At 49.1% G+C, this 19,243-nt stretch carries 15 protein-coding genes; 6 read left to right on the forward strand and 9 right to left on the reverse strand.

What is annotated here, in order from left to right:
• Nucleotides 1-28 precede the first annotated feature (28 nt).
• Complete coding sequence (locus ACEN86_RS20045) at nucleotides 29-2,605, reverse strand: S-layer homology domain-containing protein (RefSeq protein WP_495634363.1); 2,577 nt, start codon at nucleotides 2,603-2,605, stop codon at nucleotides 29-31.
• Between the two features lie 217 nt (nucleotides 2,606-2,822).
• On the opposite strand from ACEN86_RS20045, the gene ACEN86_RS20050 reads away from it, so the two are divergent.
• From ACEN86_RS20050 to ACEN86_RS20060, 3 genes are all read left to right on the forward strand, one after another.
• Entirely contained in the window at nucleotides 2,823-5,141 is a 2,319-nt protein-coding gene (locus tag ACEN86_RS20050) for a helix-turn-helix domain-containing protein (RefSeq protein ID WP_495632235.1), read from the forward strand.
• Nucleotides 5,142-5,191: 50 nt separating this feature from the next.
• Entirely contained in the window at nucleotides 5,192-6,847 is a 1,656-nt protein-coding gene (locus tag ACEN86_RS20055) for a type 2 periplasmic-binding domain-containing protein (protein WP_495632236.1), read from the forward strand.
• A gap of 182 nt (nucleotides 6,848-7,029) precedes the next feature.
• Nucleotides 7,030-7,932 (forward strand): DNA-binding protein, encoded by a 903-nt coding sequence (locus tag ACEN86_RS20060; protein ID WP_495632237.1) that lies wholly within the window; start codon nucleotides 7,030-7,032, stop codon nucleotides 7,930-7,932.
• Nucleotides 7,933-8,182: 250 nt separating this feature from the next.
• Here ACEN86_RS20060 and ACEN86_RS20065 read toward each other — a convergent pair whose 3' ends face one another.
• From ACEN86_RS20065 to ACEN86_RS20075, 3 genes are all read right to left on the reverse strand, one after another.
• Nucleotides 8,183-8,902: an SDR family oxidoreductase gene (locus ACEN86_RS20065; RefSeq protein WP_495632238.1), complete on the reverse strand. Its 720-nt coding sequence runs from the start codon at nucleotides 8,900-8,902 to the stop codon at nucleotides 8,183-8,185.
• Between the two features lie 206 nt (nucleotides 8,903-9,108).
• Nucleotides 9,109-9,411: an ArsR/SmtB family transcription factor gene (locus tag ACEN86_RS20070; RefSeq protein ID WP_495632239.1), complete on the reverse strand. Its 303-nt coding sequence runs from the start codon at nucleotides 9,409-9,411 to the stop codon at nucleotides 9,109-9,111.
• A 44-nt stretch (nucleotides 9,412-9,455) separates the two neighbouring features.
• Nucleotides 9,456-10,223, reverse strand: a complete 768-nt coding sequence (locus tag ACEN86_RS20075) for an SDR family NAD(P)-dependent oxidoreductase (RefSeq protein WP_495632240.1) — start codon at nucleotides 10,221-10,223, stop codon at nucleotides 9,456-9,458.
• A gap of 245 nt (nucleotides 10,224-10,468) precedes the next feature.
• Here ACEN86_RS20075 and ACEN86_RS20080 point away from each other — a divergent pair, with 245 nt between their 5' ends.
• Entirely contained in the window at nucleotides 10,469-12,016 is a 1,548-nt protein-coding gene (locus ACEN86_RS20080) for an MFS transporter (protein WP_495632241.1), read from the forward strand.
• Between the two features lie 82 nt (nucleotides 12,017-12,098).
• Here ACEN86_RS20080 and ACEN86_RS20085 read toward each other — a convergent pair whose 3' ends face one another.
• Together ACEN86_RS20085 and ACEN86_RS20090 are read right to left on the reverse strand one after the other, a co-directional pair.
• Nucleotides 12,099-12,902 (reverse strand): TetR/AcrR family transcriptional regulator, encoded by an 804-nt coding sequence (locus ACEN86_RS20085; RefSeq protein ID WP_495632242.1) that lies wholly within the window; start codon nucleotides 12,900-12,902, stop codon nucleotides 12,099-12,101.
• Nucleotides 12,903-13,214: 312 nt separating this feature from the next.
• Nucleotides 13,215-14,612, reverse strand: a complete 1,398-nt coding sequence (locus ACEN86_RS20090) for an MATE family efflux transporter (RefSeq protein ID WP_495632243.1) — start codon at nucleotides 14,610-14,612, stop codon at nucleotides 13,215-13,217.
• A 139-nt stretch (nucleotides 14,613-14,751) separates the two neighbouring features.
• On the opposite strand from ACEN86_RS20090, the gene ACEN86_RS20095 reads away from it, so the two are divergent.
• Nucleotides 14,752-15,624, forward strand: a complete 873-nt coding sequence (locus tag ACEN86_RS20095; protein ID WP_495632244.1) for an FRG domain-containing protein — start codon at nucleotides 14,752-14,754, stop codon at nucleotides 15,622-15,624.
• Nucleotides 15,625-16,159: 535 nt separating this feature from the next.
• Here ACEN86_RS20095 and ACEN86_RS20100 read toward each other — a convergent pair.
• Nucleotides 16,160-16,837: a hypothetical protein gene (locus ACEN86_RS20100; RefSeq protein ID WP_495632245.1), complete on the reverse strand. Its 678-nt coding sequence runs from the start codon at nucleotides 16,835-16,837 to the stop codon at nucleotides 16,160-16,162.
• Between the two features lie 190 nt (nucleotides 16,838-17,027).
• Between ACEN86_RS20100 and ACEN86_RS20105 the strand changes: the two genes are divergently transcribed.
• The gene (locus ACEN86_RS20105; protein ID WP_495632246.1) at nucleotides 17,028-18,137 is read left to right on the forward strand and encodes a WG repeat-containing protein; all 1,110 of its coding nucleotides are present in this window, start codon (nucleotides 17,028-17,030) and stop codon (nucleotides 18,135-18,137) included.
• 93 nt (nucleotides 18,138-18,230) lie between these two features.
• Here ACEN86_RS20105 and ACEN86_RS20110 read toward each other — a convergent pair whose 3' ends face one another.
• Nucleotides 18,231-18,701 carry a DUF8821 family protein gene (locus ACEN86_RS20110; protein ID WP_495632247.1) on the reverse strand — a complete coding sequence of 157 codons (471 nt, stop codon included), beginning with the start codon at nucleotides 18,699-18,701 and terminating at the stop codon, nucleotides 18,231-18,233.
• A gap of 23 nt (nucleotides 18,702-18,724) precedes the next feature.
• The gene (locus ACEN86_RS20115; protein WP_495632248.1) at nucleotides 18,725-19,216 is read right to left on the reverse strand and encodes a GyrI-like domain-containing protein; all 492 of its coding nucleotides are present in this window, start codon (nucleotides 19,214-19,216) and stop codon (nucleotides 18,725-18,727) included.
• Nucleotides 19,217-19,243 lie beyond the last annotated feature (27 nt).

The following is a 19,243-nucleotide window of genomic DNA, read 5'->3' on the forward strand; positions in this document are numbered from 1 at the left end:
TATGATGCTTCTTGTGTCTAACTCCCTCTTACATTCCTCTGATTAACTCCTTGATGGAGCTGTCGCTCTCCAAAGCGCGGATAATGAGTGTCACGGCTTCGCCGCGAGCCGCCGGGCTCTGAGGTGCGAATGTAGAAGCGGCTACCCCCTGAATCAAATTGGCTGAGGATGCCTGCTTAATTGCATCGGCCGCCCAGTTCCCGCTGCTCACATCTGTGAAGCTGGCAGGTGTGCTTGCCTGAAGCACACTGAGGTTCAGCAGACGTGTAATGATCGTCACCATTTCAGCGCGGGTGATCTGCGCATTGGGTCTGAACGTGCCATCTTGGTATCCGTTCACCACGCCCCTTGACGCCAAGGTGCCGATATAACCGGCCGCCCAGCTCGAGCCTGTATCCTGATACGTCGCGGCCGAAGCCGGGCTAGGATCCAATCCGAAGGCACGGGCAATCATTGCTGCAAATTCAGCTCTTGTTACGGGTGCATCGGGACGGAATGTGCCATCTTTATATCCGCTGACAATCTGCAGCTTCGCGGCTACAGCAATGGTGCTACCGCTCCAGTGACCTGAGGTATCGCTGAAGCTCTTGCTCACATTCTTCGTTGCGGCGATGGAGTTGCTGACCGCCTTCACTACGGCCTCCTGACTGACGACGGTGGATTGGAACGGATTGACCCTGGTCGACGGCTGTTCAGCAGGAACAGGTTGCTTCACCGGTGGTTCAGCTGGAGTCACTGGAGTCGTACTGCCACCTGACGACCCGCCCGGGGAAGGATTGGAGCCGCCCGGATTCGAGTTGCCGCCACCGCTGCCTGGAGCCGTCTTGTCCGTAATGGCTAGAGCGATCTGATTGTTCTGATAGACGACCTGAGCGCTGTACTTGTCTGGCAGTCCATCAATCTTAGCGGAGGCAAATTCTCCGGTCCGTTGATTAGCCCCGTAGGTCACAAGCGGGATTACCCCGCTGCCAGGCACATAATGATTCGCAAAAGTCACGTGTAGCTTCCCGCCTATATTCACAGCTCCCTTAATCTCCAGTACGTCTTGGGCACTGGCAAGGTTAAGCTCCAGATTACCTTCTGACGACTGAGTGAAGCTTCCGCCAATAGTCATCTTACCTGATACATTCTCTACAACTGAGCCTTTGCTGTTAGCCACATCCCCGCTGCCGAAGGCCGCTGCCGAATCGCCCTCAAGTATCCCGGCGTTAATCTGGGTTCCACCCGAATAGGTATTGCTGCCCTGCAGCTTCAAGGTTCCGGTTCCTTCCTTGGTCAGCTTGCCTGTGCCAGAGATATCGTTCCGCCAGCGATCCAGTGCATGGAACCCGCCTTTGTCGGCGTCCATGGTCACTGTTACGTCACTATTCAGGGCACCAAATCCGTCAGCAGCAGCGAACAGGTTCAGACGTCCCCAGCCTTCCGGATCGTCCAGCACCGGATAGCCTGATGGAAGGCCTGTCGTAGCTAGAACCGCGCGGCGCTGCTCAGCGCTGAGGTAAGGCAATCGGGTCTCCAGAAGTACCTCAGCACCCTTCGGAACAACGACGGGCTTGGTTGCTTCATTAATCTGAGGGAACCCATAGGTCAAGCGCTGGGTGAACTCGGCTTTATTTCTCTGATAATCACTGAACCGGTCTTCTGCTGTACCTGTCTGTTTCAATAGAATATTATGCGCCTGGTCATAAGCAGCTTTCTTCAACTCGGCATTATCCGCATCAGCTAGAGCAGCCGCCGCAAGAGCCGTTGCCATGACACGTCCGCCCATCACATCCAGCGGCGAATGCATGCCGGACAGGATACGACTGTTCCCCATCTCCGAAGCCCGGGTCAACAGCTCCTGAAACCGCTCTGGCACAGCATAGGCCAGGGAGAGTGCGGCCAGATACGATGCGTTGGTATGACCGCTTGGGAAGCCGCCATCCGTAGCCGGAGTCGGGCTGATCGCGGGTACCAGGGTTGGAACAATAATAGAAGGATCCAGCCAGCGAAATGGACGTTTGTAGTTGTAGAAATTTTTGGCGGGTGTAGTAGAAGCGTAATTACCCCGCAGCGTTCCGATGAGGTCCACCATCTTGCCGAGCTCCGAATTCGAATCGCCGCCTTTATTCTCTCCGTTCCCGTCATTGTACTTTACCGTGGTAGCGTCAGCCGGGATGCTGGTAATTGTGGTGAACGTTCCTGACTTGGTGCGATACACTTCGGATAAGGATCCCAGCCCGTCGGCCGCTCCATAGGTTTGATTTCTCCGGTCATCATAATAGGCTGCTTCCTCCTGCTTGGGCGTGCGGCTGGCTGCAAGATCGGCTACATACTTAATGTTGGCATCCAGTACGCTGCTGTTCAGCTTGGTCCCGTTATCCCAGGAGGTTCCTGGTGTCCAAAGCTCTAAATATCCGGACAGCATGCCAATTGTCGGATTGGATTCCACGGTCTTATTCATAGAGGTATTGTTCTTGTAGCTATCTACGAAATACCCCCATGCCGGCGCTGCAGGCAGTTCGGTCCCTGGCGCGGTGGATGCGGCCATGGCAGGGTTCAAGGGAATGGAACTGGAGATGAGCGCCAGGCCCGCAGCAACAGATAACCATTTTGTGAATTTCACTTTCAATCGTCTCTACTCCTATCATATGGGTATTGGGATTTGAATCGGTCCCAAGTGTAGCACCCGCCCGCGCCGCGCCTCAATATGACAATTTCTCTTTTCTATTAATTTAGGATCATTCGGGTCCGGTATGTAGAATTTAACACTCGCTTAACATAAATCGTGAATTAACTTGTCTTCATGTACTGTATAATCGCGGCGGGGAGGAGAGTATATCTTGAAAAAGTGGAACACCGCCTTTGCCAATCTGGCTATTTCATACATTTCTATTGTGCTCGTCATCATACTCTTGCTCTGCTCTGTCTTCTATATCTACTTCTCTAGCAAATATAAGGAAGAGCTCCAGAGCCGAAATCAGCTCATTCTTGAGAATACGGCCCGCACGATTGAGAGCACCGTGCTTCAGCGGGTTCAGCAAATCTACCTGGACCTCTCTCTTTACAGCACCGCTGATCTTCGTACATTTGCAGATTCTCCCTTTCATACAAATACAAGCAAGGTCATTGATCTTCAGGAACTGCTGAAGTCAGAGGTGGCCAGCCACTCGGACATCGTTCAAGCCGTGCATCTCTATGATCCCAGACAGAATGTAATGCTCTCGTCATTGTATGGGCTGAAGTTTAATGCCGATCAGGGGGACAGCGGGGTATTTCTTGCAGATTGGATGAGCGGGATGCGCAGCAGCAAGCTCAGCAGCATATGGACGAAGGCCCGCCTTATTCCGGAGGACATCTTCTCCAGACTGCCGGGGACCCCTACAAATGCCTTGATTACCTACGCGCACAGCTACCCTTTTCAATCCTCCGGTGAGGCAAGCGACCTGATTATTGCGATTGATGTGAAGGAACGAGCGGTAAGCGGGATTATTTACAATATGCTGCCCACACAATATGAAAGCACGTTCATCCTGAACCCGTCAGGGGACGTAATTATGGGACCGGACCAAGAAGCACTAGGTCAGCAAGGCAATTACGATGCCAGCATCACTAAGGTACTGAGGTCTGAATCTGCGGGCGGGAGCTTTGGAGATCAGATCAGTAACACCTCCTATGTGGTCTCCTATCAGACGCTTCCATCCACCGGCTGGAAGATTTATAGCGCCATGCCTGCCAGCTTCTTCTATGAGAAGTCGATTATGGTGCAGAAGCTGATCCTAGGAATCTGTCTTACTGCCATCCTGCTAGGCATTGTGCTATCCGGGGTATGGGCCAGAGCCAGCTACAGCCCCATCAAACGGCTGGTCCAGAAGATCGGGGACCTCTCCGGCCCTTCTCCGGAGCAGGGAACGAATGAATACAAGCTTATTGATACCGCCTTCATCAGGCTTAGCGATAAAGTCAGCAATTTGGAGGAGACGCTGCAGGCCAACAGCTCGATTATCAGGCACAACGTAGTGATAAATATGCTGCAGGGCACGTACTCCCCCGAGGAACTGACTGAAGAGCTGAAGTTCTTGGGCATCTCTCAGGCCTATCGTTACTTCTGCTGCCTGCTTCTGGATTCGGGGGAGACCGCGGCCGGTCTCAGCTCCAAGAATATGGAGGTGATTACGTACCGGATGATTCAATGGCTGGAATCTGTGCAGCTGCCGGGGTGCCACCTGATGGCCGAGGAGCTTCCGGGCAAGCGAATTACCCTGATTCTCTCAACTAACGAAGCATCTGATACGCTGTTAGACCAGTTCTCCCAGAAGGTATTGTCGGAGGGCAAGCAGCTCTTCCATCTGGATCTTCAACTCTCGTGGGGAGCCTGGGTGGAAGAGATGACAAATATCCATAGGAGCTACACCGAAGCACAGACCTTGATGAAATATGGCTACTTCCTGCCGGAGTGCTCTATTCTGAAGGACCGCCGTCTCCTGGATCGGGAGAACAGCCTGGACGAAATTCCCCAGTCCCTATTACTCAGGTTCAGAGATAAGCTGCATGCCCGCCAGTTAAGCGAGGTAATCCAGGCTGCCGATCAGCTTGTCAGTACGATGCGGGAAGGGAATTATCCAGCAGATTACTGCCATTTCATTCTGGCGAATACCGTATTCGTCTACTCTGATTATTTAAAAAGCGTGCGTTATAAGCATCCTGGACTAGGACATGTGGATTTGTATCATCAATATATTGAAATTCACCATATCCAGTCCTTCCGGAATTGGCTTGTAGATTCGGTAACCACATTCCTCGAGCAGACCGGGAAACGCAACAGCGAACGAGCCCTTACAACCATTGAATTGGCCAAGCAATATATCGGGGGCCACTTGTCTGGCGATCTGTCTCTGGAGGCGGTATCCGCCCAGGTATTTATCAGTCCCAAGTATTTGAGCAAGCTCTTCAAGGAAGAGCTCGGAGTCACCTATACCGACTACGTCACAAGCCAGCGAATGGAACGGGCCAAGATGCTTCTGGAGAGTAATAACATGACCGTCGAACAAATTGCCAGTACGGTCGGCTATGGGACTGCCGCTTATTTTATTAAAAAATTCAGGGAAATGTACGGCTGCACACCCGGGAGCTACCTGCGCCATTCAGTTAGGCAGATGTAGCCGCCCAGGTCTGCCGAGGGAAGCAATCATGAGGTAAGGAAGGTTTCGGTATGCACAAAAGGAGATTACGGCATTACCCCGCTATCATTGCACTGCTTGTTATCATGATTGGAACCGGTATCGTCAGCGGCTGCGAGATGGGGCCGAACAAGACTTCTGCAGCCGATGAGCCGCAGGGCTCAGCCGCTTCCAGCCGCCCACGTTACCATATCTCCTGGACCATGCATCAGAACTTGCCGGTGCCGGAGAATGCGGAGATGGTGCGGTACATCGAAGACAAATTCAATGTGGACCTGGACGTATGGAATCTGGAGAACAACAACTATGAAGCGCTGCTGGATATGAAGCTCGCACAGGGCTCCATTCCCGATCTATTCAGGATCAGGCAGCCGCAGGACCTGCTTAAATACCAGCAGCAAGGCCTGCTGGCCGAAATTCCGGAGGACATGCTCAGCAAGTACGCACCCCATATTATGAAAGCCATCCAGGAATATGCACCCGCTTATCAGAACGATGGTCGGATAGGCGGAGGCTACTATGGCATTCCTGTGATCAATCCTACGAACATCTATCGCATACCTGTAGTCTATAGACAGGATTGGCTGGATAAACTGGGTCTGCCGGTGCCTAAAACGCTGGCCGACTTTGAGAAGGTGATCTACGCATTCACTAATGAAGACCCCGATGGGAATGGCATCAAGGATACCTACGGATTGTCCCGCGAGGGGATGAATGTCGTCTTCGGTGCGTTCGGGCAGATCGTCTTCGCGGATCAGCTTTACTTCGGCGTAAAGGACCATCGTCTGGTCATCGGCGCTCTAGAGCCGGAAATGAAAGAGGCTCTTCGATATCTTCGCAAATGGTATAAGGACGGCATTATCGATCCAGAGTTCATTACCGGGGAGAATAAGGGAGGCTACAAGCACCTGTCCCATCCTTTTATTAACGGAAGAATCGGGATGACCTCGATGGGTAATTACTATCACTGGATTCAAAAAGGTGACTACTTGGCCTGGACTTACGATGACCAGGGGAATGCCAAGGAGACTCCAGTCGAAGCACAATTTAACATGAAGGAATTGACTGCCAAGAACCCGAACGCCCGGGCTGTGTTTGGCCAGCCCTTTAGCGGGCCTGGTGGCAAGCGTGGCTCTAAAGCCTATGATATGCTGATGAGCTTCACGGCAATCGGGGCCAGTGTCGCCAAAGAGCCCGGGAAGCTTGCGGCGATTCTGCAAATTCTGGACTATGTCAGCGCTAATCCGGATCCGGATGAGAATACTTCAATGAAATATGGAGTTAAAGGGAAGCATTGGATTTGGGCGGGGACATCGAAGAAGGATGTCATTATACTTCCTCCTTACAACAGGATGTTCAGCTATGAGGATGGGATTGGTGCAGATCTTGGTATGACCGTGCCCCGGATGCCTACAGAACGAAGAGAACAGTGGGCCTCCACCTTGGGCCTGGATCAGGGCGGCATTTACAATGCCTTGGAAGTAGCGACTCCCGCCTTGATCCAGAATGGTCCGAAGCTGATCAAGCTGCGAAATAAATCTTATACCTCTTTCATCACAGGCGAGCAGCCTGTGGAGAATTTCGACGATTTCGTTCGCGAGTTCATGGCAGCCGGTGGAACTGAGGTGCTTGAGGAGGCCAATGCTTGGTACCAGCAGCATGCAGTAGAGAGGTCTAATGAAAAGTAAGCAGGCGTATCCTGACATTGATAAGTCTCAGCCACTCTAACAGTAGAGTGGTCTTTTTGTATTCCACCAATCAAATCTATCCTTACAATTATATAAAACTAGTAAATACATAATTGACCTCAAGATACAAGTCTTATACACTTTAAGAAATAAATGGAATAAAAAGGGAGATGTATAGATGTATGTTAGCCGACTCAGATGAACTAGTGGGGCCTGTCGAAATAGATACTTTGATCAGCATGCTGAAAATGGCCTATTCCTTCGAGAATTGGGACAAAGTTATCTCCATCTCAGTTGAACTGTATAGAGCGGCCAATCGCATATACAAAGAGCACATCCAGCACAAGTCCTTCGGCAGACAGATTACTCATGAGCCTATGAATCGGCCCTTGGTCTACTATTTCGGTTACAGCTATTTAATGAAAGGCCTGGCCTTCCAAAAACTGAAATTATACGGTAAGGCCAAGGAATGCGTCGCTTATTATTCAGATCTGAATTGGCTTGATGATTCGAGCGAAGTTAGCCAGAAGACGATAGCTGACTTTCATTTTTTTGCCGAGGCCAATATGCTTGCCCTCGAGGTCCTTACAGGCAATTTCGACTACCTCCCACGTTATGTCGATTTTCTGCTGAATAACCCCCAAGAAGTCCTGCCCGGACTAATCACGATTATCGAAACTGCGATAACGCATGGCTATCATGTGGACGCCGAAATAGACCTGCTTACTAATGCTGAACGTGATTTCCGTACATACGATGACCGCGTCGAATCCGCCAACTATCTCTTTTTCAAATATCTATTGTCGTTGTATCGGTTTAAGCAAGAAGACTATACTGAAGCTATAAATACTACTTTACAAATTTTTACATTATCTGATAAAATAGGTGATGATAAGTGTTTTAAAAAGGCAGTAGCCTTGTTTGAAGCACTTAGAAACCACGCATCAGTCTCCCAGATTGAACAGTATCAGGATATTCAAAAAACTATTTTTAAGGGAGCGATTGAGGATGAAGAAGGTATTAATCTCCGCACTCATTTGGGCAGGAATCTTGAGCAGTCTACCCCAAAGTTCTCCAACAGGTGATCCTACAGTGATCAAGCAACTAAATCATGGTGCTAACTACTAATACACAAGTAATACGAGAGCGCATCAAAATAGCGAATCACGACAAGTCGTGATTCGCTATTTGGTGTCTGCGGGGGGTGGGCTCCATTCTGACAAATTAAGCTGGATGACGCCAGCTTCACTTCTTGCAACTTGTTAGCCATGGGGCCACAGATGTAATTTCCACATGGGTTATCACTTGGTTTTCTACATAGCTTACTTAACGACCTTACTCAATGGTCTTCTTCATGGCCTTATACATATTTGCAACATGTTCGTCGGCTTCATCTCGGGACATACGCAAGCGATCTACAGAGCTTCCATAGCCAATTTCCTGTTTCCCCTCTTCTAATCCCTGGAAAATCCCATCCGCGAAGGCATCCAGAGGTTCTCCTTGTGTATGCAGTCCCGCACCACCCAAGTCCGTATTCACGGCTGGAGGGGCAACTTCAATGACCTCTACAGATGTATCGGACAGCTGATGTCTCAGACTCACTGTAAAGGAATGAAGAGCCGCCTTGGTTGCTGAATATATTGGAGCAATAACGAGTGGGGTAAAGGCTAACCCGGAGGTCACGTTGATGATCGCCGCCTCCTCTTTGGCTGCAAAGAATGGAGCGAACAGCATGGAGAGATGGATAGGCACTTCCATGTTCGTGGTGATTTCTTTATTAAAGTAACTCCAATTCTCCTTCGCCTCGGCTTTAAGAATATTGAAGCGCTGCTGGATTCCTGCATTATTCACCAACACATTCACTTCCGGATAGTTCGCTGTGACCCAGTCGAACAATGCTGCGCGCTCGGACTCGACACTCAAGTCACTTACCCGAGTAATAAGGTCCGGAAATTTCTCCTTTGCCTGCTGAAGTGCTTGTTCACGCCGTCCGCAAATAATCACCTGATTCCCAGCCTTTAAGAACCGCTCTGCAAAGGCAAGCCCTATTCCCATGCTTCATGTGAAAGCTTCATGATTATCCCTCTTTCCCTTGTTGGGCTCTGTTTGTCCCCGTTCTTACCTAACAATAAGATCCGTTCCGTTAATATCATGGAACAATTTGAGTATGGATAAGAATGAACTAAAGAAATAAATGTTTAGATTCTGGCAACCGCTTCTTGCGGTAGGAAATCGATCACACAGTCTTTAGTTCAATCCATCTAGATACATTCATTTTCAACGGTGTGAATTAGATCTTTTAGCAATTCTACTGAATTGTCCAGGGTAAGATGATAATACCGCTGTGTGCCTCTTTGTTCACTCTGCACAAGATTTTGTTCGCGCAGGATCTTTAAATGATGGGAGATAGCTGGCCGCGATAAAGTTGAATGTTCGGCAATTTCATTCACACTTAAGTTTTCCTTTTCCGCTAATAATAAAATAATATCTTGTCTGGCCGGGTCACTTAATGCAGTAAAAAGCGGAATACATGAACGAAAAACTTTAATTGCTTGTTGCCCCATTGAACGCTCTCCTTTATTCCTCTTTTAAACTTATTTAATCTTATCTATGCTTCTTTCGCAACATATTGGGCTATTTTAGCCGCCAGGCTTCTTGGAAGGAATTTCGCTGTGTAGGCTCCTAGTTTGTTGGCAGTTCCAGTAATAACTACGCGCTTGCCAGCCAGCATTCCTCGGTAGCCTTGTTGTGCGACGTCATCTGATGACATGGCCCTGCTGAACATCTTTGTATTTGTAACATTCGCCACGGAAGCGAAGCCCGTCTTAGTTGCTCCCGGACAAAGCGTGGTAACCGTTACATTGGTGTCCGCCAATTCTTCAACCAGAGCTTCTGAAAAAGATAGCACATACGCTTTAGACGCATAGTACACCGCCATTAAGGGTCCAGGCTGGAATGCAGCGGTACTCGCAACATTTAGAATTCTTGCATGGATAGGGTTACTCTTCAAATCAGGCAAGAAATAGTAGGTCATTTCTGTGAGGGCAGCAATATTCAATTGAATCATTTCAGATTGCTGTTGAATTTCGAGCTCTTCAAATTTACCCATCAGTCCAAAACCAGCATTGTTCACTAAGATATTTATTGTAATCCCTGCCGATTTCACCTCCTCATACACTTCCTTGGCTGCATTCGGCAGACTTAGATCCTTGCTAATTACTGTCACTGTTAAGTTGGGATATTGAGACTTAATTTCTTCCATTTTGGCTCTATTACGGGCCACCAGTACCAAATCATACCCATCTGCAGCAAACTTTTTTACAAATTCATAACCTAAACCACTAGTAGCGCCCGTAATTAAAACAGTTTTATTCATGATTGTACCCTCCTACAATTTGATTATATTTATAAAAAAGAACTAACGTTTATTTGTTCGAACGTTTAAACTCTTAAACATTTAAAGGAATTATATAACCTATATTTATAAAAGGCAAGTCTAAATCCACTTTTAATTTCAAGGGTAGAACCCATTAAATTTATGTGTTGACCATATACTGTTTATAACATATACTGTGTTTATAAATTACAGTTTGTACCATAAACAGTAGGGAGTGGTTTTTAATGATTCATGCAAATTCAGCCCACGTCAAGCTCGCAGGCCACAAGGAATGGATCGCGCTTTGCGTGTTATGCCTTCCCTTGATGGTTGTATCGATGGACGTCTCCGTTCTTTTCTTCGCTGCACCGGACATTGCCGCGGATCTGCGTCCAACCGCGACTGAGCAGTTATGGATATTTGATATCTACGGATTCATTCTCGCCGGTCTGCTGCTAACCATGGGGGCGATCGGTGACCGAATCGGACGCCGGCGGCTGTTGATGATGGGCTCTATCGGATTTGCTCTATGCTCGCTGTTCGCTGCATTCGCCCAGACGGCCGGTTCCCTGATTCTAGCTCGCGGCATTCTTGGAATTGCAGGAGCTACCCTCATGCCATCGACACTGGCCCTCGTTCGCACCATGTTTCAAGACCCTAACCAGCGAACCAAAGCCATGGCGATATGGAGCGCCGTCATGGCCAGCGGTGTCACAGTCGGGCCGATTATTGGCGGCCTGCTTATTGAGTCCTTCTCTTGGGGATCTGTGTTCCTGATTAACATCCCCGCCATGGCGCTGCTGCTTATGATCGCACCCTTCCTGCTCCCCGAGTCCCGAAGTGCTGTTCGCACCCGGGTTGACCTTCTCAGCTCTCTTCTTGCTCTCGCCACCATCCTGCCCATTACTTACGGAGTCAAGACACTCGCCGAAGACGGATGGGCCACACTTCCAGCCTTTATACTCGCGGCAGGTCTGATCGCCGGAATCATATTCGTGCGGCGGCAGCTGACTACCCCAAGCCCTTTAATCGATATCCATGCGCTGATGGATCGGCGCACCGGGGGATCGATCTTGATTAACCTGATCGCAATGTTTGCCCTTATGGCCAGCGCACTGGTCAATACCCAATTCCTCCAGTCGGTCCTTGGGTACTCCCCATTCACGGCCGCCCTTTGGAGCATGCTGCCTTCAGTTCTCGTCGGGGCAGCGGCCCCGGTTGCCGCCAAGCTGTCCATCTCGTACGGAAGGCCGAACATCATGGCCGGGGGCTTCCTGTTGTCTGCGATCGGGTTCCTCATCTTAACCCAGGTACGGCTGGACGGCTTCTCCCCGCTGACCGTCATGTTGACGGGTGCGGGACTGGTCGCGGCAGGGATCGTGTCCGTCATATCCCTCGTTACCGATTATGTCGTTGGGGTGGCCCCGGCAGATCGGGCGGGAGCAGTCGGTGGCCTCATTGAAACTTCCAGCGAACTTGGAGGCGCCTTCGGCATTGCGCTGCTCGGCTGTGTCCTCACAGCGGTCTATCATCACAGTGTGTCGCCGCTTCTGCCCAACAGCCTCTCGACAGAAGCAGCTCTTGCAGCTGGCCAGACTATTGCCGGCGCATCAGCCGCAGCACAGCAGCTGCCCTCAGTGTTATCATCCCAGGTCATGAATGCATCCCGGGAAGCCTTCATAACCGCCATGCATGTCACCAGTCTGGCAGCCGCCGCCATTGTACTTACCACCTCAGTAATTACGGTAGTCATGCTTCGTGACAAGAAAAGCGTCGTTCGCAGCGCCGCCTAACCAGACAATAGAACAAAAAAAGGCTATTTTTAAGAGTCCATGACCCTTGAAAATAGCCTTTTTATTATTTGGCAAACTTGACTTATTGGTCCGATCTACCGGTCTGAATCCGATCCAGATACAGTTCAATTCCGTCCAGAATCCGCTGAAGTCCGAATTCAACATCGTCACCGACGCCGCTCTCACTCTCGTTCTCCCCGGTATAGGCACCTGACATGATGACCGGGTGCAGATTCGGATACTGCTCGGGCTTCACCAGCGCTTTCAGCGCAGCCGAGTAATGGAGCCCGCTGAACGCCTCCACGCTGGAACCAGCCTGAACGGCACGGTTGATGTCCCGCTGCAGCATTCCGCTGGACCGGGCGTAGCCGCTCAGCAGCAGCACAATGGACATTTTCTCGTAATCACTCAGCGGCAGATCCCGCAAAGGTTGAAGCGCCCAATCCACGATGCGCAGATTGTTAGGTCCAATAGGTACACTGGAGATCGGGATGTCTCCAAACCAAGGATGCTTGCTAAAAATATGGATCGTCCCCATCACGTATTCCTGCAGACTCTCCCGCCATTCGTGGGACGGTCTCTCTGGCGGCAGCGGGATATCGCACGCTGCATCCTGCATAAGGAGCAGCAGATCCTCCTTGCTCGGAATATAGCGGTAGAGGGACATTGCAGTAAATCCGAACTCCGATGCAACCCTGCTCATCGAGACGGCTTCCAGTCCGTGCTTGTCCGCGATGTCAATGGCTTTCGCTACGATCTGGTCTATGCTCATCTCCCGCTTCGGGCCGCGCTGTGGCGGCTTCACAAGCCCCCATCCGAGCGCTGCACCGGCTGGGAGCAGCTTCCCCAATTCAGCTTCTTCTGGTGTAATATCCTTGTTAGCCATCCGCTCTAAACCTCCCTGTTGCTTTAAGCTGGCCTATGGAGGTATGCCTCGGCATAGCCGGCTTGAAAATGCTTATATAATAAACAGTATACCATACTTAAGAGCGCTGAGACAAAGAAGCAGTTACTGCTCAAGCGAACAAAGGCGGCGGCTCAGGGGAGCAATCAAAAGGCACTCCATTAAGAGTGCCTTTTGATTTGCAGTATTTTGTGACCTTAATTTATTAAGGTCTTATTCAGATAGAGATCCATCACCCCAAGTGAGATGTCTCACCCCTCGCGGATAGGTCAGGCTCCCAGGCTCCCAGGCCCTCTAAGCCTGTGCCCCCATGCCGCTCTCCGGAGCGGACACCGGCTTCACGAGCGCTTTCTTCTCCCAGGCCCGGCTTCTCCAGCGAAGCAGCATAAGAATTCCGCGCAGCCATTCATCTACCGTGAACGCGATCCACACCCCGAGCAGCCCGATCCCCAGGTGAACGCCCAGGAAGTAAGCCAGCGGGACCGAGACTCCCCACATGGAGAGCACGCCCATCAGCACAGGGAAGCGCGCATCCCCAGCGGCTCGCAGCGAATTGATAATGACAATATTGAAGGTACGGCCCGGTTCAAGCACGATGGACAGCAGCAGGATGCCCGCTCCGGTTGCGATGATCTCACGGTTCTCTGTGAACATGCCGAGCATCTCATGACGGAACATGGCAGCCGTACCGACAACAGCAAACGTCAACAGGAAGCTCATCTTCACGCTTCTGATCAGTCTTCGGTAAGCCTCCTTCATCTCTCCCGCGCCAACCATTTGACCGACAAGGATCTCAGTTCCTGCCCCGATCGCCATTGCGAACGCCATGAAGTAATTCGATATATTCATGACGTAGACATGAGTATTCAGCGCCGTGGAACCGATCATGTTAACAAAAGTGATAATCATGAGATACTGCGAGTGCCAGGAGAGGTGCTCGCCTGCAGCAGGCAGACCAACACCCAGTATCTGCTTCACGTATGAACCATTCCACGTTACATAGTCTTTCCGGCGAATCGGTGCAGGAACCTGACGGTACAGAATCACGAACAGAACTACAATGCCGAGCAGGCGGCTGATGACTGTCGAGATGGCCGCCCCGGTAACGCCCCACTGAGGAAAGCCCAGATTACCGAATATAAGCAGGTAATTCCCTGTCACATGAATCAAATTGACGCCTAATGTCACGAACATCACGCTCTTCGTGTGTCCGCTCGAACGGATAACGGAGGATACCGCGTAGGAGAGCGCCTCGATCCATATGAAACCACCGATGATTTTCAGATAATGACTGGCCATTCCGACCTGCTCGGGACTGAGTCTCATCATCGTCAATAGGGGCTCGCTAAAATTGACGAGCACGATACTGACGAGGATTCCGAAGACCAGGTTAATGGTGATGGCGAGCGCCGAGATGCGGCTGGCCTCCTGCTCTCGGCGGGCACCGAGGTATTGGGAGACTGCCACACTCGTGCCGATGCCGACAAATCCGAACATCAGGATGCAGAAGAAGATAATTTCGTTGGCGAGCCCGACAGCTCCGGTGACCTTGTCGGATATGCGGCTTAGCATGAATACGTCTACCGTACCCAGCATCATCCGCAACACGGAGTCTATGAAGATGGGCCATGTAACCGCAAAAAGACTAAGTTTTTTCCATGATGGAATTTGATCTGATATCGTCACGTTCATGCTCCTATTATGCCTATTTACTTTCGCTTACCCTAGTGTACCGCCTGGGGGCAAATACGTCTATGGCGCCCCTGCCTCGAACCCATATGGGCATTCGTGCATATTTTGTAGCGAATATGAATGGGGAGGAGCATGAAGAATGCTAAAGCAAGTAAAATCCGTCCGGACTTCTGACAGCGGCATTTTTGAGATAACCGGAATTGACTCCGTAGATAAGTACTTAAAAGCTGTTGACCAGATTTTTAATAAGGTGTGCCCGCCCGGCATGCCTAGGTCGTGTGAGCTATGGTTCAGAGGAGTGAAGAGCACCACCTTTCATTTGGAGCCATCTATCGCCAGAGGCCTTGGAGCCCAATCCGAAATTGTCTATCTGTCCAAGTTCCGCTCCCTGGCCTATCCTTACCTCGGAAATGTCCCTTATTTCCCTTACTCGGAAGATAACGATCACTCCTATTGGGGCTGGCTCTTCCTAATGCAGCATTATACCGTTCCTACCCGCCTTCTGGACTGGTCCCGCGAAGCCTTGGTGGCGCTGTTGTTCGCTCTCGGGACACCGACAAGCGAGATGGAAAGAACGAATGACAAGGTGGTCTGGCTTTTGGACCCTGTCACGCTGAATAAAGCCTTCAGGTTTTATAACTTCCTCAAACCAGGCTATATCCCCAATGTGGTGGAGCCTGCCTTTACCGCACGCTTTGGACCGAATGCCAAGAATGACAATGTGAAAGCTGCTGCCGCCATCGGCCCGCTCAACAATCCGAGAATTATTAAGCAGGCCGGCACCTTTACGGTATTCCCCATTTCATCCAAGACCGTCCCGCTGGATCTGCTCCCGGACAGCTCTAATTACCTGTACAAGATTGTCATCAAAAAGGACGCCCGTGAGCGCATGAATGACCAGCTGCTTCACTACGGGTTGACCGAGCACGACTTGTTCCCGGGAATTGAGAACGTAGCCGCAGATATCAAACAGGAGATTGAGGCCGAGAGCCTGACTCCAAGTAATCCCTAATTCTCCTTGAAACACCCCCTAAGGATGCTGGTAAAGGTTAGATCTTTCCCCGTAGCTGGAACATGTAGGCCTGGCTGGCGGCCCAGCAGCACTTGTTGTTCTCAAAAGATAGCCTTCACGGACTTACGCCTCTCTCTACCGCACTCCCCGCAGCCAGACGTCCCGGATCGATAACGTGTCCAAAATATTCGTTGTCGGATCGCCGTCCACCAGCACCAAGTCGGCCTTGCCATCACACTTGGAGTATCAAGCGGCTTCTTTGAAAAAGATTTTTCTGAAGAAAAAGTATTACTTAGAACTAGAAACATTCGGAAAGGCTAAAAGTCAGCTGGGAAAAATGGGCATAAATGAATCTGATCACAGTGAATATCGAGAGAGCTTGGAGAACTAAGTTACTATAACTTACCAATTCAAGAATAATCTTAAGCCAAATAAGGAGAAACTGTACAAGTTGTTAGAGTTGGAGATATCTCTGAGACTCAGGAGTTGTATGCTGCTTCCTTCATCTAGAAAAAGTCGGCCACCAAGAGTGGTATCATTTGTTTTTTAACGGTTCAACACCGATTGTGGTACCTGTATCGCTCGGGTCTTTCATTTTAATATTCTTAATAAACCAGCCTTCATAGCCTTTAGATGTAATTTTCTCAACGGTAACAACCGCGGACCCCTTGCCCTTCCAATTAGAAGCGATAAGACCATAATTGAATGAGAACTCTGTTGTCGTTTTATTCAGTGACTTTGTTTTTAGCTTTTCTATCGTAGATAGATGTGGACTTGAGCCCCCAGTTGTCCAGTAGTGATCTTCAAATTCCTTCTTGGTTTTGGTACGTAATTCAGGTGAGAAAACAGCGAACTGTAACGCTCCATTGCGTGTCTGAATACCTTTAACCCATACCTTTAGGGCTTCTTTTGCTGTTGAGGGGACCATCGCTCCTTCCAACCGTTCAATCTGCATCGCTTGTGGAGCGGATTCCGGTAGAGTCACTTGAACTTCATTCTTATCAGCATCGTAGACCGCTTTGCCCTTAAATGTCTCAGCAAGACGATCGATCGGAACCAGCACTTTGCCATCCTTAACTTGTAGATCCAGATTGCTCGTCACAACACCTTGGCCATTGATAAGCAAATTCAATTTAGATTCTGCATAAACGGAACCTGCAACAACCATCGCCCCGAGTGCGGTACACAGCACAACTTTTGTTAGAGACTTCACAGTTATTCACCTCTTCTTCTTGGTATAAGTATAGACAATTAATTCCGGGGGAAAGTTCCCATATTTTTATTAAGCACTGAAATCAATTGAAACTTATTAATACAAAACAAAGTTAAAGCTACCAGATATCTGGATTTAATTATTATATTAATGTATATTTTTGGTAAATGAAAAGGAGGATGAACCATTTATGAAAAAAATTGGTTTATTATTATTTACAGGACTGCTCAGCGTAATAATGACAGGAGTTAGTTTCGCGACGTCTTCAGCCCAATATATTACCCCGATGCAAAAATCAATTGATTTTCAACCAGTTGTTCCTCAGAGCGACGCTCAGTTCCATGACGGACTGTTATTTGCCAAGCAATCGAATGGAACTCTGGTATATTACAATACGAAGGGTGAAAAGGCATTTGATCTTTCCTCTGGCCTCAAACCGGTTAGCGATTATTCAAGACAACGGGCACTGGTAATGGATAAAAAAACTAAGCTGTACGGTTATATCAATACCAAAGGAGTGCTCGTCATTCCGTGTAACTATGCTGAGGGGAGCCCTTTTTCAGAGGTGGGAGCACGTGTGTCTATTCCTAATACCACACAATCATCCTTCATTGATCCTTTTGGAAAGGTTATTCATACATTTAACAAAAAGTATAACTCCGATTATGTCTTTAATGACGGCTTAGCTTTAGTGTACGAACCAGGAAGCGGAAAAATCGGCTTTATAAATACTTCCGGCCAACTTGTCATTCCATATCGGTACACCCATGCTAGAACATTTTCGGAAAAAGTGGCTTCTGTACAAGACGCAAGGGGGAAATATGGATTTATTAATACCAAGGGTAATACAATCATTCCTTTCAAGTACAGCGGAGCCGGCGATTTCTCAGAAGGATTGGCAGCTGTTAAGAACGCACATGGAAAATGGGGCTACGTTAACCTTAAAGGAAAACTTGTAATTCCTTATCAATATAGTACCGCAGGGAGATTCAGTGATGGATTAGCATATGTTACTAATTCCAAAGGTAAATACAGCTATATCGATCGAACAGGGAAAAAGAAAATTCCTTCTCTTTCCTACAGTAAAGTGTCTGATTTTAATGAGGGCGTTGCTTTAGTTGGGATTAGATCCGGATCAGGGGCGGAAGAGAAATTTGGCTATATAAATCGTAGCGGAAAGCTCCTTACAAAATTAGAGTTCGAAGAAGGCTCCTCCTCTTTCAACGGGAAGGTTGCGGTTGGAATAAAATCAATGGATAAGGGAGTTGGAGTAATTTTAATACAGACAAAGAGCAATTGATAATAGTCAATTTATTTAGCTAAAGAGCGCCCCATTCTATTACATATCAAAAATTGAAGGCACCCATAGGGTACCTTCTCTTCTCTGTGCTGCTTATTCATATTCTCCCTTGATCACAAAGAACGAGCCCCGAATTGTCCCCGCTAGCTTGGACTTCTGTCTGGCGAACTTAAACTTCTTCTCTTCGAGCTCCTTGGGAATTTCCATTCCCTCAGAAAGCTTGAAGCCGACAGCCCGCTTCTTGGGATCATCAACCGTATACATCACATTAAGTGCAAGTCCGTCTTCATAAAATACGTAGGTAAATTGGATGTTCTCCACTTGAAAGCGTGATGTCTCCAGGGGCCTCGCCGCGAACTCAATCCCCCGTTCTTCCTTCAAAATCCGGTTCGCGTAATCCAGACTCTCCTGACTTTCGCTGGCCGGTACAACCGTAAATTCATGCTTGTATTTGTTCATAAAGTAGCGGGCTTCATTCGCCCGCAGACCCGCAAGCGCTTCAACTACAGGCGAAGATTCCAGACCAACCGTAGATACATCTTTGAAATCAACAATATAGGACATGGATAGAGCTCCTTTTATTTTAATTATTTGCGGACAACAGGAATCCACACTTCACCTTGCACCAAGCCATCTTGCTGTCCCATCACCACAGCTGCATTCGGGCCGCCGACATAGGCGAAATCGTTCGCTTCCGGCAACACTTGACCAAAGGCGATACCGGCAAGCTTATTCCCTAATTCGTCAACCGTCGCCCCTTCCCCTTTAACAACCAGGTACTCTCCCTTAGGGAAATGAATCACCCTGCTGTCCTCTGCTGGGACCGCTGATTCTGCTGCTTCTGTCATAACTCCGGCATAGTACATCATCTTGTTGTTCACTGCTTCATTCACGGTAAAAACGTAGTTATTCACGGCCAGAGCTTTTAAAGTATCCAGCCTCCCATCCTTGCTAACCGCCTGCCAGAAGTCGGACTTTTCCTTGTTGATGGCGGCGTAGTCTGTGTAATGGCTCCGCAGCTCCGTTCCAAGACCAAACACGATAAAGCTTTCTTTTTGTTCCAGCGTATAATTTGCCATACTCTCAAACCTTCCTTCTCTTAGAAT

This window comes from Paenibacillus sp. Paensp111 (assembly GCF_059492195.1).